Annotated in this window: 10 protein-coding genes; 1 reads left to right on the plus strand and 9 read right to left on the minus strand. The window is 52.9% G+C overall.

All coding sequences use genetic code 11. The annotated features are described in order from the left end of the window. Positions 1-9: 9 nt before the first annotated feature. The 9 genes from gltB to I9W95_RS03835 form a co-directional block, all read right to left on the minus strand. Positions 10-4461, minus strand: coding sequence for a glutamate synthase large subunit (gene gltB, locus I9W95_RS03795; protein WP_225672006.1), 4452 nt, complete (start codon positions 4459-4461; stop codon positions 10-12). Positions 4462-4660: 199 nt separating this feature from the next. Then, positions 4661-6139, minus strand: a complete 1479-nt coding sequence (locus tag I9W95_RS03800) for an SPOR domain-containing protein (protein ID WP_225672008.1) — start codon at positions 6137-6139, stop codon at positions 4661-4663. 15 nt (positions 6140-6154) lie between these two features. Beyond that, positions 6155-7246 (minus strand): 3-dehydroquinate synthase, encoded by a 1092-nt coding sequence (gene aroB / locus I9W95_RS03805; RefSeq protein WP_225672010.1) that lies wholly within the window; start codon positions 7244-7246, stop codon positions 6155-6157. Between the two features lie 5 nt (positions 7247-7251). Further along, positions 7252-7767, minus strand: coding sequence for a shikimate kinase AroK (gene aroK, locus I9W95_RS03810; protein WP_225672012.1), 516 nt, complete (start codon positions 7765-7767; stop codon positions 7252-7254). A gap of 3 nt (positions 7768-7770) precedes the next feature. Continuing rightward, positions 7771-9855 carry a type IV pilus secretin PilQ gene (pilQ, locus tag I9W95_RS03815; RefSeq protein ID WP_225672014.1) on the minus strand — a complete coding sequence of 695 codons (2085 nt, stop codon included), beginning with the start codon at positions 9853-9855 and terminating at the stop codon, positions 7771-7773. Positions 9856-9859: 4 nt separating this feature from the next. After that, complete coding sequence (locus I9W95_RS03820) at positions 9860-10396, minus strand: pilus assembly protein PilP (RefSeq protein WP_225672016.1); 537 nt, start codon at positions 10394-10396, stop codon at positions 9860-9862. Beyond that, positions 10396-11037 (minus strand): type IV pilus inner membrane component PilO, encoded by a 642-nt coding sequence (pilO, locus tag I9W95_RS03825; RefSeq protein ID WP_225672018.1) that lies wholly within the window; start codon positions 11035-11037, stop codon positions 10396-10398. Before pilO ends, I9W95_RS03820 begins: the two co-directional genes overlap by 1 nt. A 3-nt stretch (positions 11038-11040) precedes the next feature. Further along, a complete protein-coding gene (locus tag I9W95_RS03830) occupies positions 11041-11589 on the minus strand; it encodes a PilN domain-containing protein (RefSeq protein WP_225672019.1) in 549 nt (182 codons plus the stop codon). After that, positions 11589-12650, minus strand: coding sequence for a pilus assembly protein PilM (locus I9W95_RS03835; RefSeq protein WP_225672031.1), 1062 nt, complete (start codon positions 12648-12650; stop codon positions 11589-11591). Before I9W95_RS03835 ends, I9W95_RS03830 begins: the two co-directional genes overlap by 1 nt. Before the next feature lie 165 nt (positions 12651-12815). On the opposite strand from I9W95_RS03835, the gene I9W95_RS03840 reads away from it, so the two are divergent. After that, positions 12816-15356, plus strand: a complete 2541-nt coding sequence (locus tag I9W95_RS03840; RefSeq protein ID WP_225672021.1) for a penicillin-binding protein 1A — start codon at positions 12816-12818, stop codon at positions 15354-15356. Positions 15357-15458: the final 102 nt, after the last annotated feature.

Below are 15458 nucleotides of genomic sequence, written 5' to 3' on the forward strand. Positions count from 1 at the left end.
CTGCGCCGATTACTCAGGACGAGCACGGGTGTTGTTCAGCAGTTGCTGCAGGTCTGCAGCCTTTGGCTTAACCAGCCAGAATTTACCGATGAAGCCATCGAAATCATCGAGGATTTCCTGACCCCAGGCACTGCCAGTCTCTTCTACGAACTCACGCAGCACACTGCGCAGGTGACTGCGGTGGCCTTCGGTCATTTCGTTAGAGATACGGTGAATATCTACCAGCTCGTGGTTGTACTTATCCACAAAGCTGTTATCCATATCCAGTACGTAGGCGAAACCACCGGTCATACCAGCACCGAAGTTGTAGCCGGTTTCACCCAGCACACAAACCATACCGCCAGTCATGTATTCACAGCAGTGATCGCCTGCACCTTCAACCACAGCGTGAGCACCGGAGTTACGCACACCGAAACGCTCACCAGCACGGCCTGCTGCCAGCAGCTTACCGCCGGTAGCACCATACAGACAGGTGTTACCTACGATGGACGTGTCGTTGGTCTTAAAGGCCGAACCTTTTGGCGGGAAGATAACCAGCTTACCGCCAGTCATACCTTTACCCACGTAATCGTTGGCATCACCTTCCAGAATCATTTCCAGACCGCCAGCATTCCATACACCGAATGACTGACCAGCAACGCCGGTCAGGTTCAGGCGGACAGGCTTGTCAGCCATGCCCTGGTTGCCGTGACGCTTGGCGATTTCACCAGACAGGCGAGCACCGATAGAACGGTCGCAGTTGGTAACGCGGAAGCTGAATTCGCCACCGGTTTTGTTTTCGATTGCAGACAGAGTTTCCTCAGCCATGCGCTCGGCCAGCAAACCTTCATCGTAAGGCTTGTTGCGCTCAACCTGAACAGTATGAGGCTTGTCAGCCGGGATGTGGTCATTAGCCAGAATCGGAGTCAGGTCCAGATTACGCTGTTTGGCAGTAGCACCTTCCAGAACTTCCAGCAGATCGGTACGACCTACCAGCTCTTCCATGGTGCGGATGCCCAGTTTTGCCATCCAGCCACGAACTTCTTCTGCCACGAAGCGGAAGTAGTTCTTAACCATGTCTTTGGTACCGATGTAGTGCTTATCACGCAGGTCATCGTTCTGCGTTGCAACACCGGTCGCACAGTTGTTCAGGTGACAGATACGCAGGTATTTACAACCTACCGCAACCATTGGCAGCGTACCGAAACCGAAGGACTCAGCACCCAGAATGGCCGCTTTCACAACGTCCAGACCAGATTTCAGACCACCGTCAGTCTGTACACGAACGTTGCCACGCAGGTCGTTGGCACGCAGCGCCTGATGCGCTTCCGACAGACCGAGCTCCCACGGGGAACCAGCGTACTTAATAGAGGTCAGCGGAGATGCCGCAGTACCACCGTCGTAACCAGAAATAGTGATCAGGTCAGCGTAGGCCTTGGCAACACCAGCAGCAATGGTACCGACACCCGGTTCAGATACCAGTTTCACCGACACCAGAGCCGCAGGGTTAACCTGTTTCAGGTCGTAAATCAGCTGCGCCAGATCTTCAATCGAGTAGATATCGTGGTGCGGCGGAGGCGAAATCAAAGTTACACCCGGAACGGAGTAACGCAGGGTCGCAATCAGGTCGTTAACCTTACCACCTGGCAGCTGACCACCCTCACCCGGCTTGGCACCCTGCGCAACTTTAATCTGCAGCACTTCAGCGCTGGACAGATAGTGCGGAGTTACACCAAAACGACCGGAAGCGATTTGCTTGATCTTGGAGTTACGAACAGTGCCGTAACGCAGCGGATCTTCACCACCTTCACCAGAGTTCGAGCGACCACCCAGTTCGTTCATCGCCATTGCCAGCGCTTCGTGTGCTTCCGGAGACAGCGCACCGAGCGACATAGCAGCGGTATCGAAACGCGGGTACATGGCTTCTGCTGGTTCTACTTCGCTGATATCGATAGGGGCGATATCTTTGCGCAGGGACAGCAGGTCACGAATGGTCGCAACAGGGCGCTCGTTAACCAGTTCCGCAAAACGGTCGTAAGCTGCCTGACTGTTGGTCTGTACAGCTTCCTGAATGTTCTTAACAACATCCGGGTTGTAGGCGTGATATTCGCCACCGTGTACATATTTGAGCAGGCCACCCTGTTCAATTTTCTTGCGGGTCTTCCAGGCGTTATCACGAGTCAGTTCCAGATCGGCCTGAATATCAGCGAACGTAGCACCGCCGATACGGCTGGTGACGCCACAGAAGCACTGATCCACAATTTCTTTGCTCAGACCAACGCCTTCGAACAGCTGAGAACCACGGTATGACGCGACGGTAGAAATACCCATCTTCGACATAACCTTCATCAGGCCCTTACGGATTGCCTTGCGGAAGTTCTGCTGAGATTTCAGCGGATCACCCAGCAGTTCGTTGGTACGGTGCAGGTCAGTCAGTACGTCGTATGCAAGCCATGGGTAAACGGCGGTCGCACCAAAGCCCAGCAGCACAGCAAACTGGTGTGCATCGCGCGCGGAACCGGTTTCTACGATGATGTTACCGTCGGTACGCAATCCCGTCTGAACCAGACGGTGATGTACAGCACCGGTAGCCATTACCGCCGGAATCAGCAGCTGCTCTTCCGTTACTTCGCGGTCAGACAGAATCAGTACAACGTAACCGTCACGGATTGCCTGCTCTGCTTTATCGGCCAGTTCTTTAACCGCCTGCTGCAGACCTGTCGCCGGATCAAAGGCCATAGACAGAGTTACGTGACGGAATGCATCCAGACCCGTCGTTTTCAGCCCCTGGAACTTCAGCGGCGACAGCACCGGCGAGGTCAGGATGATACGGTTGGCATGATCTGCACTGGTTTCAAATACGTTTTTCTCGGCACCAATACAGGTTTCCAGAGACATCACGATGGCTTCACGCAGCGGGTCGATTGGCGGGTTAGTAACCTGCGCAAACTGCTGGCGGAAGTAGTCTGCCATGTGACGAACACGCTGAGACAAAACCGCCATAGGGGTGTCATCACCCATAGAACCAGTGGCTTCCTGGCCCTCTTCGCCCATCGGACGCAGAACCTGATCACGCTCTTCATTGGTAATCAGTTGCAGCTTCTGATGAGTGTTCAGTTCATCACCGCTCAGCGCTTCAGCGTCATCAACCTTCTGCAGCAGCAGCTGGCTTTCCAGGCGGATGGCGTTTTCTTTCAGCCATTGTTTGTATGGCTGCTCAGCTTTCAGCGCGTTGTCGATATCTTCGGTGGTCAGCAGCTTGCCTTCCAGCGTATCGATGGCCAGCATCTGACCCGGGCCAACACGGCCCTTGGCAACCACATCTTCAGGCTTATAGCTGTAAACACCCACTTCGGATGCCACAGTAATAAAGTTGTCTTTGGTGATTACCCAACGGGATGGACGCAGACCGTTACGGTCCAGACCACATACCGCATAGCGGCCATCAGTAATTACCAGACCAGCCGGGCCGTCCCACGCTTCCATATGCATGGAGTTGTATTCGTAGAACGCGCGCAGATCCGCATCCATGGTTTCAACATTCTGCCAGGCTGGCGGAATCATCATACGCACAGCGCGGAACAGGCTGACACCGCCGGTAACCAGCAGTTCCAGCATGTTGTCCATAGAAGAAGAGTCGGAGCCGGTGGTATTCACCAGTGGCGACAGATCGGTCAGGTTCGGCAGGCGGTCACTCTGGTACTTACCGCTACGGGCATTGGCCCAGTTACGGTTGCCCTGAATGGTGTTGATCTCACCATTGTGAGCCAGCATGCGGAACGGCTGAGCCAATGGCCAGCGCGGCATGGTGTTGGTCGAGAAGCGTTGGTGGAAAACACAGATCGCAGTTTCCAGGCGCTCATCACCAAGGTCCAGATAGAAGTTCGGCAGGTCTACCGGCATCATCAGGCCTTTATAAGACAGAACACGGTCTGACAGGCTGGCGATGTAAAAATCCGGATATGCAGTCAGCGCTTTCTCGGCGTAACGACGCGCATAGAATTGCTTAACACCAAACTCGACTTCGTCCATAGCGGACGCAGGGGCAATGAATACCTGCTCAAAACGTGGCAGGCAATCCAGAGCCATCGGGCCGAGGCAGTCATTGTTGGTTGGAACTGTACGCCAGCCCAGAACCGTAAGGCCCTGTGCAGTCACAGCCTGTTCAACAGCATCTTTCTGCTTGCTGTATACAGCATCATCAAGATCCATGAACAGCATGCCCACAGCATATTGTTCTGGCAGTTCAATACCCGCTTCCGCCGTTACGGCGCGCAGGAATGAATCCGGCATCTGGATCAACAGACCGCATCCGTCACCGGTTTTCCCATCCGCAGCAATACCGCCACGGTGTGTCATACAGGTCAGGGATTCGATCGCTGTTGTTAACAGCTTGTGGCTCGGCTGACCTTCTAAGTGGGCCAGCAAACCGAATCCACAGTTGTCCTTAAAGTCGCCTGGAGTGTACAGACCAGTTCTCATAGAACAGCTCTCATCAGTAAAAACTATTTATATATCAATGGCTTACGCCGATCTTGTGCGCAAAAAACAAGCAGCATCGAGACAAAAGGACGCCCATTCTACACATCTGGGGCCCCTGCCACAAATAAAGACACATTCTGGTTATTATGTGCGGCACCAGCGGAAAGGCGGTGCCGGAGGGTTTTTCAGCGACAGCAGCTCAGCGAATCGCCTCCTGAACAGCCGTAATATCACGAATCCATGGTGACTGTTTACGCAGGGTCTGAGGCATAGCGTTTACCGCCGCCTTTGCTTCGTCACGTGAACCATAGGTACCAGCAACCACAACAAACCAGGGCTTACCCTGATGAATGGTTTCGTACCGATAAAGTGTCCCTGCAACCTTATCCGTCCAGGTTCCGACAAAGCGCTCGGCACTTGCCTGCTGATAGGAGCCAAAAAGCTGCACCACAAAGCCGCTGCGAATATTCAGTAAAGGCGACGCAGGGAGCGTCTTCGCTACAGGAGACGGAGATTTTACCGACTCCAGCAATGGCTCCGCTGCGACCGACTGCTTTTCAACAACCACCGCATCGACGGCAGGTGCGATGGATTGCTCAACCGGCGCCGCAACACTTTCGCCCGCATCATCACCGGGCTCCGCATTATTCGGAACGTAATTGTAATCCGGCTCGGCAGCAACCACTGGCGGATTAATAACCGCAGTCTCAACCTCTAAAGTTGACAAAGCTTCTGATTCAACCTCGGTTGACGTTAACTCTTCTGCTGGCGCAGCCAGGGATGGATCAGCAGCAATCGCAGATGCATCATCCGGCGCACTGTTGTATCCACTGTAGAGAAACGACATCACCAGTGCCGCCGCTACCGCAGCAATTGCCAGGAGGTGGGTCAGAGGAAAACGCGTCGTTTGTGCTGGCACACTGTCTTTGTCAGCAGCCTGAGTATCAGCACTCAGAAACAGATCATCGGCAGTACGCAAAACGTCTGCTGGCCAACCGTGGCTTTGCTGAAATACATAATCAATATCGGCGGAGGAAAGCTGCAACGCATTACCCGGACTGTAAACCTGCTGAATTAACAGCTGACAATCGTCCCGATTCAGCGGTTCAATCTCGTGCCGATGCACCGGCGCATTAGCAGGACTTTCGCGAATTTCGTCTTCAAAGCCTGCACGGCCAAACAATGTGAATGACAACGCCTGAGGGGCGATCAGAGCAAAATTGGCAATGCTATTCAGTGTTTCGCTGTCCAGCTGTTCAGCCTGATCAATAATAACCAGCAAGGATTCACCCTGCTCCTCCCGACTTGCTGCCTGCGCCCGGATTGCATCGCGCGCTGCAACTATATCTTCCGGGAGTTGTGACATATCCCAGTGAATGGCAATGGCGTTCAGAATGGCTGGCATGCCCAGCATCAGGTCGCCGGTCAGAAACAAACTGGTTTCCGGCTCCTCGCGCTGCGCTGCCAACGCACTGGCGAGAACCGTTTTCCCTGAACCTTCGTGCCCGGTCACGGCGACCAGCAGCTCGCTGTAAGATGCAAGATGCGACAGCAGCTCCAGCGCTTTCACCTGGGATGGCAGCAATACCGGAAGCGGGACAGAGTAATACTGTCCGGCCGGATCATTCACTTCCTGCTCAGCAAGAAAATCCTTTTCCAGATCGTAATCGGTATCCATAGCTGCCTCCGGCGCTCAGGCTAAGCCCAGTTTATCGCCTGCTGTCAGGGTTTGAGTCAATAGGTCTTTCGGCACATCAGAGGTCATGTATGCCTCACCGATGCGCTTCAGCAATACCAGACGGATGCGACCATCCAGCACTTTCTTATCAACCAGCATGCGACTGATATAATCATCGGTCGACATATCCGCCGGGCCAACAACAGGCAAACCTGAAGCGATCAGCAGATCCCTCAGAGCCGTCAGCTCGTCGCTACTGATATGTTCCATGCGCCAGCACAGGTCTGCCGCCTGCAGCATTCCGGTACCAACCGCTTCACCGTGCAGCCACTGCCCATAGCCCTGATGTGCTTCAATAGCATGACCAAAGGTATGACCAAGATTCAGAATGGCGCGAATACCTGATTCTGTTTCGTCCTGCGCAACCACTTCGGCCTTATTCTGGCAGGATCGTTCAATCGCATACGCAAGTGCTTTTGGCTCTCGCTTCATCAGTGCCTGAATATTCTCTGTAATCCACTGATAAAACGGCTTATCACAGATCAGGCCGTACTTAATCACTTCCGCAATACCCGCCGACAACTCGCGCTCCGGCAATGTATTCAGTGTATCTGTGTCCGCTATCACGCACTTCGGCTGATGAAAGGCACCGATCATGTTTTTGCCCAGCGGGTGATTCACGCCAGTCTTACCACCTACTGACGAATCGACCTGTGACAGCAAGGTCGTCGGTACCTGAATAAAATTCACGCCGCGCTGATACGATGCCGCGGCATAACCACACATATCGCCAATGACACCACCGCCCAGAGCCAGTAGTGTGGTTGTGCGATTATGTTGTTTTTCCAGCAGTGCGTCATAAATGAGGTTGAGGGTTTTCAGGTCCTTATAAGACTCACCATCCGGCAGAATCACCTCATCAACCTGAAATCCCTGCAACGCGCTTTTTACCTTTTCAAGGTACAGCGGTGCGACGGTCGTATTCGTCACGATCATGACCTGGCGTCCCGTAATATACGGCGCATACAGATCCGACCTTGTCAGCAAACCATTACCAATAAAAATGGGGTAGCTACGCTCCCCCAGATCAACCGTCAGCGTATTCATCAATATCAGCCTTTCAATCTTTTCTGCAGTTCCTGCACAACCCACCGGGGATTACGGCGATCCGTCTGGATAACGATATCAGCCACCTCGCGATACATTGGGTCACGCTTAGCAAACAGGTCACGGAGAATCTTCTCCGGGTTGTCGTTTTGCAGCAATGGTCTGTTTTTGTCTTTTGCGGTGCGAGCAAGCTGCTGTTCTACAGAAGTACAGAGATAAACAACCATGCCACGCCCGGCAAGATGACGACGATTAGCTTCGCGCATAACAGCGCCGCCACCGGTCGCCAGTACAATGCCATCAAGCATTGTCAGCTCATCAATAACCTGCTCCTCACGCTCACGGAAACCAGCTTCCCCTTCCTTGTCGAAAATCCAGGGAATATTGGCGCCACAGCGCTCTTCGATCACTTTGTCGGAGTCAATGAATTCCAGTTTCATTTCACTGGAAAGAAGACGGCCAATGGTGCTTTTACCAGCACCCATTGGCCCTACGAGGAAAACTGAGGTCGTTCGCTTCATAAATTAACGATTACTGAGCGAATCCTTCACCAGCCTTGGCGTAATGAATACCAGCAGTTCACTCTTATCTACATATTCGTTTTTGTAGCGGAACAGAGCCCCGATCAGCGGCAGATCACCAAAGAAAGGGGTTTTGCTGATGGAGGTCACTTCTTCCGAGCGGAAAATACCACCCAGCACCACAGTCTCGCCATTGTCGACCAGTACCTGAGTCTGCACCGCATTGGTATCAATAGACGGACCAGCGGAGGTCAGCTCGCCGACAGAGTCCTGGTTAATCATCAGGTCCATAATGATGCGATCATCCGGTGTAATCTGTGGCGTTACTTCCAGCTTCAGCACTGCAGACTTAAAGGACACGGATGTTGCACCACTGGAACTTGCTTCCTGATAAGGGATCTCGGTACCAGACTCAATGGTTGCCGTCTGGCCATCAGCGGTAATAACACGCGGCTGAGAGACAATCTCAGCGCGACCATCGGTTTCAATCGCCGCCAGTTCAAGATCCAGCAGGTAGTCAGCAGTCTGATAACCTACAGCAAAGGTTGTTGCAGCAGCGTTGGTCACACCAAAGTTCACGATGTTGGCAGAATTCAGATCGACCGCCGAAGGATCGGTACCTGTGGCACGGTCAAAAAGGATCTGGTTACCTTCCGCGATAGTGCTCTGGCTACCGCCGACAGTGGTCCAGTTACTGCCGTTGTTCTTGTAACCAGCACCCCCCCATTTCACACCCATCTCTTCACCAACACTGGTGGCAGCGACAACGATACGCGCCTCAATCAGCACCTGGCGAACAGGCACATCCAGCATGGCCAGCGCTTCGCGGATTTTTTCCAGGTTATTCGCGGTATCTTTCATCAACAGTGTATTCGTGCGTTCATCAACCACCGCAGAACCACGTTCCGACAACAGGCCCTGTTCAGAAGTCAGCAGCGCAGCCAGATCACTTGCCTTGGCGTATTTCAGCTGCATATATTCAGTGATCAGTGGTGCAAGATCCTCCACCTGTTTCACTGCTTCAAGTTCGATCTTTTCACGTGCTGCAATCTCTTCAGATGGAGCAATCAACAGTACAGATCCCATCTGACGCTTGCCCAGGCCCTTGGTTTTCAACACCAGATCCAGAGCCTGATCCCATGGCACATTTTGCAGACGCAGCGTAATGCTACCCTGAACGGTATCAGACGCAACCAGGTTCAAGCCGGTAAAATCAGCAATCAACTGCAGTACGGCACGCACTTCAATGTTCTGGAAGTTCAGCGACAGTTTTTCGCCAGTGAACGGGAATTTTTTCTTACGTTCTTCGCGCTCTTCTTTCGGCGGTTCAGATACGTTAATCGACAGTAACTTATCGGTCTGATAAGCGAGGTAATCGAAGTCGTCGATACCCGGCTCGATCACGATACGCGCACGTCCTGCGTCTGTTTTCGCATCAACAAAGCGTACCGGCGTGGAAAAGTCGGTAACGTCCAGACGACGACTGAGCTCTTCTGGTAAACGTACCCCCTCAAAATCAGCGATGATGCGGTTACCTTCACGACGGATGTTGGCGGCTGCACGAGCGTCGTTCAGCATAATCTGGATCTGACCTTCGCCCTGATCACCGCGACGGAAGTCAACATTCACCACCTTCAATTCAGACATCGATGCTGCAGCGACTGAGCCTTCACCGTCGAATACCTTGTTGCCTTCATTCTGGCCGACACTGATCACCAGCGTATTACCACTTACGGCGGTGGTATAACCCACCAGGCGAGACAGATTAACCACCAGTCGTGAACGATCCTTGGTAGTCACCAGAGTTGCGCTGCGAACATTACCAGACCCCACGTCATGACGTTTGGTTTTCAGCTCACTGCTGACCCCCGGAAGATCAATGGCAATCCGCGCAGGCTTTTCAATGGTATAACCACTGACCTGTGGTGGAATGTCATCAAATTCCATACGAATTTCAGTCACATCACCAGGGAGTGAAGAAAAACTCATATCCTTCAGTGTTGCTGCGGAGGCAACGGAAGCCAGTGCCGCCATGAAAAGCGCCGGCAAGGCTTTGCAAGCAACCTGCATGCTGTTCACCATTTTCATAGAATTATTCTCCACCCAGTCCTTCCAGGGCCAGGGTGCGCGGCCGCTCAATCCAGCCTCCCTGTCCATTTGGTACGATTTCAATCAGGTTAATTTTATAATCTGTTACTGCAACGATACGGCCGTGGTTCTGCCCCATAAACTGGCCAGTTTTCACTTTCACCACACCGCCATCACCATCACGAACCAGCGCCCAAAGTGCGCCCTCTTCGCGCATCAGGGTGCCCACCATGGCCAGCTCTGCCATGGCATACTGCTCCAGATGCTCCTTTGGTCGCTCGAAGTCGGGCTTCACATCAGAACCAACCTGAATCTGAACATCGGTCGCGTCAACTACTGGAAGTTCAAATGGTGAGCGCAGACCAGCAGCACTGTAGCTGAAAAACTCATACGGTTTAAACACCGGAATCGGCTCAACCCGTCCACGCGGCTTACTCAGGGTATCATCCATAAAACGCTTCAGATCCGATGTATCGGATGAGCCAGAACACCCCGTCAGCATCAGCAGCACAGGCAATAAAGCGAACAAAACACGACTCATCACTTGCCCTCCCCGTCACCACTGTACTGGTAAGTTTTCGCCTGAATGCTCATTTTCAGACGGCCATCCGTCGCCTTCTCAATACTGAAATCATGCAACGTCACAATTCTGGGGAGGGAGGCCACAGCAGACACAAATCCACCCATTTCGTGATAGCCACCCTCAACCTCAATATTGATAGGGAGTTCATTATAAAACTCTGTCTTAGTCATTTTCTGCGGATCAATCGCACTCAACTTAAGACCAGAACTCAGCGCTGCAGCACTGATATCATCGATCAGGCCCGGAACTTCGGTATCACGTGGCAACTGCTTCAGCAGAGAGCCGAAACTTTCCTGCATTTCTGCCATCTGAGCTTTATAGGCATCAAGGTTAGCAACGCGGAATGCTTTGTTCTCAAACCCTTCGCGGAGGCTCTGCTCGTTTCGCTGTTCGCGCTCAAGCATTTGCAGATTATCAGCTACCAGACCAAAGTAACCTCCGGCAAGGACGCCGACAAACAACAACAGACAGAAGATAGCTTTGCCAGCGAGAGGCCATGACCCCATGTTCTGCCAGTCGATATCATTAAGATCGTCCAACTGAAATTCATTCAGTTTGGCGGTCAATGCTTTAAGGTCAAATTTCTTTGCATCAGCCATGTGTTATTCCTCATCAGCCTTTGGCTGAACCCGCTTCATGCTGATTTCAAACTCATTCACGCCTTCAGTCTTTGCCTGCACTTTGATGAGCGCCGGCTCAGCAAACCAGTCAGACTGATCAAAGTTTCGCATCAGCGCAGCGACCCGGTTGTTCGATTTAGCAACCCCTTTAACGGAAACAGACGCGTCTTTCACGCTGACCGCCGTAAAGTAGAGATCTTCAGGCACAGAACGCGCCATCTCATCAAAGATACGCACAATAATCGGGCGGTTACCCTGCAACGCCTGAATGAGCTCCATACGCTCAATCAGCTGCTCACGAGTCGCCTTCAGCGCCTTGATCTCTGCAATTTTTGCATCGAGTACCTTCGTTTCGTTGGTCACAAAACTATTGCGGTAACGCTGATTCTGAATATTGCTGTCCACGCTGCTGTTCACCAGGTAAACAATCACCGCGGCAACCGCCAGCACAGAACCAATCACTGCGTAAAACTGATTTTGCCGTTCCTTGCGCAGCTCTTCACGCCACGGCAACAGGTTAATCTTAGCCATTAATCAAAACTCCTCATGGCCAGACCACACGCAATCATCAGAGAAGGGGCATCACCGCTGAGCAGGTTTGCATTCACTTTTTGCGACAAAGTCATGTTGACGAAAGGATTAGCGATTACCGTCGCAATTCCAAGAACCTCCTGCACTTCGTCAGCCAGGTCCGGAATGGAGGATGTACCGCCAGCCAGGATAATGTAGTCGACATCATTAAACTGACTTGAAGAATAGAAGAACTGCAGTGAACGACTCACTTGCTGAACCACCGCACGACGGAACGGCTCCAGTACCTCGGACTCGTAATCATCCGGCAAGCCGCCCTCCAGCTTTGCACGCGCCGCCTCTTCTTCACTCAGACCATAGCGACGCATAATGTCTTCGGTCAGCTGCTTACCACCAAACAGCTGCTCACGAGTGTAGATCGATTTACCTTCATGCAGCACCGAGAGCGTGGTCATGGTCGCGCCGATGTCGAGAATCGCGACAGTTTCAGCGTCATCTGTACCCAACTGCCCTTCCAGCAGGCTGAATGCACGTTCGGTGCAGAATGCCTCAACATCAACCACCGCAGCCTCCAGGTTGGCGTATTCAACCGCATCCTTACGACGCTCTACTGTTTCTGAGCGACAGGCGGCCAACAGAACGTCCACCATATCATTGCCACTGTCAGATGGGCCCTGCACTTCCCAATCCAGTGCAACTTCCTCAAGGGGGTAAGGAATGTACTGGTCTGCTTCGGCGCGAATCTGAAAGTCCATTTCATCGTCTTTCAGCTTGCCGTTCATCTGCACAGTCTTGGTGATAACCGCCGAACCAGCTACCGCCAGCGCGGCGCGTTTTGCACCCGCACGGGAGCGGCCGAGCGCGCGACGAATGGCTTCACCCACCGCCTCATCATTGTTAATGCTTTGTTCTACAACGGAATTCGGCGGGAGAGGCTCTGATGCATAGGCTTCAACCTGATATCTTCCATTATTGTGACTCAGTTCAAGAATCTTAACGGAGGTGGAACTGATATCCACCCCGAGTAAGGCCTTGTTCTTTTTCTGAAACAGGTTAGCCAGCACGACAAATCCCCTTGAAAATCGCGAACTTGCGCAAACAAGCTCACTCAAATCCTATATAGTCAAAGCCATTATAAGCACATTCCTATTAAAAGAACAAAAAACACTTATAATGCCGCAACCCGCGTATTTACTGGCTTCACGAGGCAATTGGCGAACTTATATATGACTAGAGCAAACCCGATACTGCGTTTCTTTTTCTGGCTCATTGTGTCCATATTTGCGGGCACCGGATTATTGATTCTTGCCATATATCTGTTTCTTGCCCCAACGCTGCCTGATACACAGGAATTAAAGAACGTTGAGCTGCAGACGCCACTGCGCGTATATAGCGCCGACGGCCTGCTGATCAGCGAATTCGGCGAAAAGCGTCGCTCCCCCCTGACCTATGATGAAACCCCGAAACAGTTCATCAATGCCTTACTGGCTTCAGAGGACGATGCTTTCTTCGAACATTTTGGCATTGATCTTAAAGGTCTGGCCCGCGCAGTCGTTGAACTGATTCGCACAGGACGCAAAAAGTCCGGCGGAAGTACCATCACCATGCAGGTAGCCAAGAACTACTATCTGTCATCGGAGAAGACTTTTACCCGCAAGTTCACCGAGATCATGCTCGCGCTGAAAATCGAACAATCGCTGAGCAAGGAAGAGATTCTCGAGCTCTACATTAATAAGATCTATCTCGGCAAACGCGCCTACGGGATCGAAGCTGCTGCTCAGGTCTATTATGGCAAGTCCATCAAAGAGCTTAATCTGGCTCAGCTGGCAATGATTGCCGGCCTGCCTCAGGCACCTTCCGCCGCCAACCCGATCAACAACCCCCAGCGCGCCATAGACCGCCGCAACTATGTACTGGCGCGCATGCGCACACTCGACAAGATTACTGCCGAAGAATTTGAGGAGGCCGCCCGAGAACCGGTGACTGCACGATACCACGGCGCAACATCCGAGGTGACAGCGCCATATATTGCAGAAATGGTGCGCCGCGACATGCTCGACCGTTATGGCGACAGCGCATACACCGCAGGCTACAACGTCTACACCACAGTAGATTCGAAACGCCAGCAAGCAGCCAATCGCAGCCTGCAGTCCGGCCTGCTCAAATATGATCGTGACCATGGCTACCGTCGCCATGACAACAAGGCGCCCTTCACATTACTGACGGTCGGTACTGATGAACTACTGCAGGAATGGCTAACCAAAGCCGATACCAGCCGCGACATCGACTGGCCCGCGACACTTGATGAGTGGAGCAGCCTGCTACGCAACAGCAATGAACTCGGCCTGATCAGTCCGGCAGTCATTGCCTCTGTTGAAGACAATGGCGCCTGGTACTACCAGAGCGACCGACTCAACTGGCTGCCTCTTGCGGGTATGGCGTGGGCCAAACCATACATTGACGTCAACACCATCGGTAAGGAGCCCGAATCCGCCAGAGACGTGCTCACCGCGGGCGATCGCGTCTGGATTGAGCAAAGCAATGACGGCCCGGTGCTGGCACAAATACCGGAAGCCGAAGGTGCGCTGGTGTCTATTCGCCCGGATGATGGTGCGATTCAGGCACTGGTTGGCGGCTTCTCTTTTGGCAGCAATAAATTTAACCGCGCCATTCAGGCTGACCGCCAGCCTGGCTCTGCCTTTAAACCATTCATTTACAGCTCGGCACTGGCCAACGGCTTCACGCCAGCCAGCATCATCAATGACGCACCGGTTGTATTCGAAGACAAAAGCCTGGAAAACACCTGGCGCCCGGAAAACCACAGCGGCAAGTTCTACGGTCCGACGCGACTGCGTGAAGCTCTGTATAAATCCCAGAACCTGGTATCCATCCGCATCCTGAAACAGGTTGGCCCGCGTACCGCCGTTAACTACATAGAGCCCTTCGGCTTTCCACGCAGCAAACTGAACGCAGACCTGTCACTTGCACTCGGCGCCTCAGCCGTAACGCCGATGGAACTGGCCACCGGCTATTGCGCACTGGCAAATGGTGGCTTTGCGGTAAAACCCTATATCATCAGTCGTATTGAGGATGATAACGGTAACATTCTATACAACGCTGAACCCGACGTTGTGTGCCACGACTGCGAAAAAGAAAGCCCTGCAGATGCAGAGGTAGCAGCGGAAGAGCTGCTCACCATTGAACAGGAACTTGCAGCACTGGAAGCACAGCAAGAGCCTGATGCGGAAACACCTGCAAATATCGCACCACGCGTTATGGATGCACGCACCAACTTCCTGATGATCAGCATGCTGCGCGACGTTGTACGACTGGGCACAGGCAAACGGGCACTGGCTCTGAACCGCTCGGATCTGGCTGGTAAAACCGGTACAACCAACGACCAGAAAGACGCATGGTTCTCCGGCTTCAGTCCGGACCTGGTAACCACCGTCTGGATTGGATTCGATCAACCAAGCACACTGGGCCGCTGGGCATACGGCTCCAACACCGCACTGCCGGTGTGGGTCGATTATATGAGCACCGCTCTGGACGGCGTGGCTGAGCGTCCGTTCGAGCAACCAGAAGGAATTGTCAGCGTTCGCATCGACAAGGAGACCGGACTGCTAGCTGCTCCTGGCCAGGCGAACGCCATGTTTGAATACTTCCGCGAGGAAGATGTACCCAAAGAGCCCGCTAAAATCATCACCCCAGCCGGCGGTAGCAACAGCACAGCCGAACCAGAGCTGACACCAGAGCAGCTGTTCTGAACCACAGACAGCGGCCATAAAAAAGGTTCATCGCACTTTACCGGGAAACGCCGCTTTGATTTTCAAAAAGAAGTAGTCGTTGTCCCGGTACCCATACGCCAT

Origin of the sequence: Thalassolituus marinus (genome assembly GCF_020320395.1) — a bacterium.
Lineage (GTDB): Bacteria > Pseudomonadota > Gammaproteobacteria > Pseudomonadales > Oceanobacteraceae > Venatoribacter > Venatoribacter marinus.

Excerpts from the sequence above, each read along its gene's own strand:
- gltB (WP_225672006.1), bottom strand. The coding sequence starts at position 4,461 with ATGAGAACTGGTCTGTACACTCCAGGCGACTTTAAGGACAACTGTGGA.
- I9W95_RS03800 (WP_225672008.1), bottom strand. The coding sequence starts at position 6,139 with ATGGATACCGATTACGATCTGGAAAAGGATTTTCTTGCTGAGCAGGAA.
- aroB (WP_225672010.1), bottom strand. The coding sequence starts at position 7,246 with ATGAATACGCTGACGGTTGATCTGGGGGAGCGTAGCTACCCCATTTTT.
- aroK (WP_225672012.1), bottom strand. The coding sequence starts at position 7,767 with ATGAAGCGAACGACCTCAGTTTTCCTCGTAGGGCCAATGGGTGCTGGT.
- pilQ (WP_225672014.1), bottom strand. The coding sequence starts at position 9,855 with ATGAAAATGGTGAACAGCATGCAGGTTGCTTGCAAAGCCTTGCCGGCG.
- I9W95_RS03820 (WP_225672016.1), bottom strand. The coding sequence starts at position 10,396 with ATGAGTCGTGTTTTGTTCGCTTTATTGCCTGTGCTGCTGATGCTGACG.
- pilO (WP_225672018.1), bottom strand. The coding sequence starts at position 11,037 with ATGGCTGATGCAAAGAAATTTGACCTTAAAGCATTGACCGCCAAACTG.
- I9W95_RS03830 (WP_225672019.1), bottom strand. The coding sequence starts at position 11,589 with ATGGCTAAGATTAACCTGTTGCCGTGGCGTGAAGAGCTGCGCAAGGAA.
- I9W95_RS03840 (WP_225672021.1), top strand. The coding sequence starts at position 12,816 with ATGACTAGAGCAAACCCGATACTGCGTTTCTTTTTCTGGCTCATTGTG.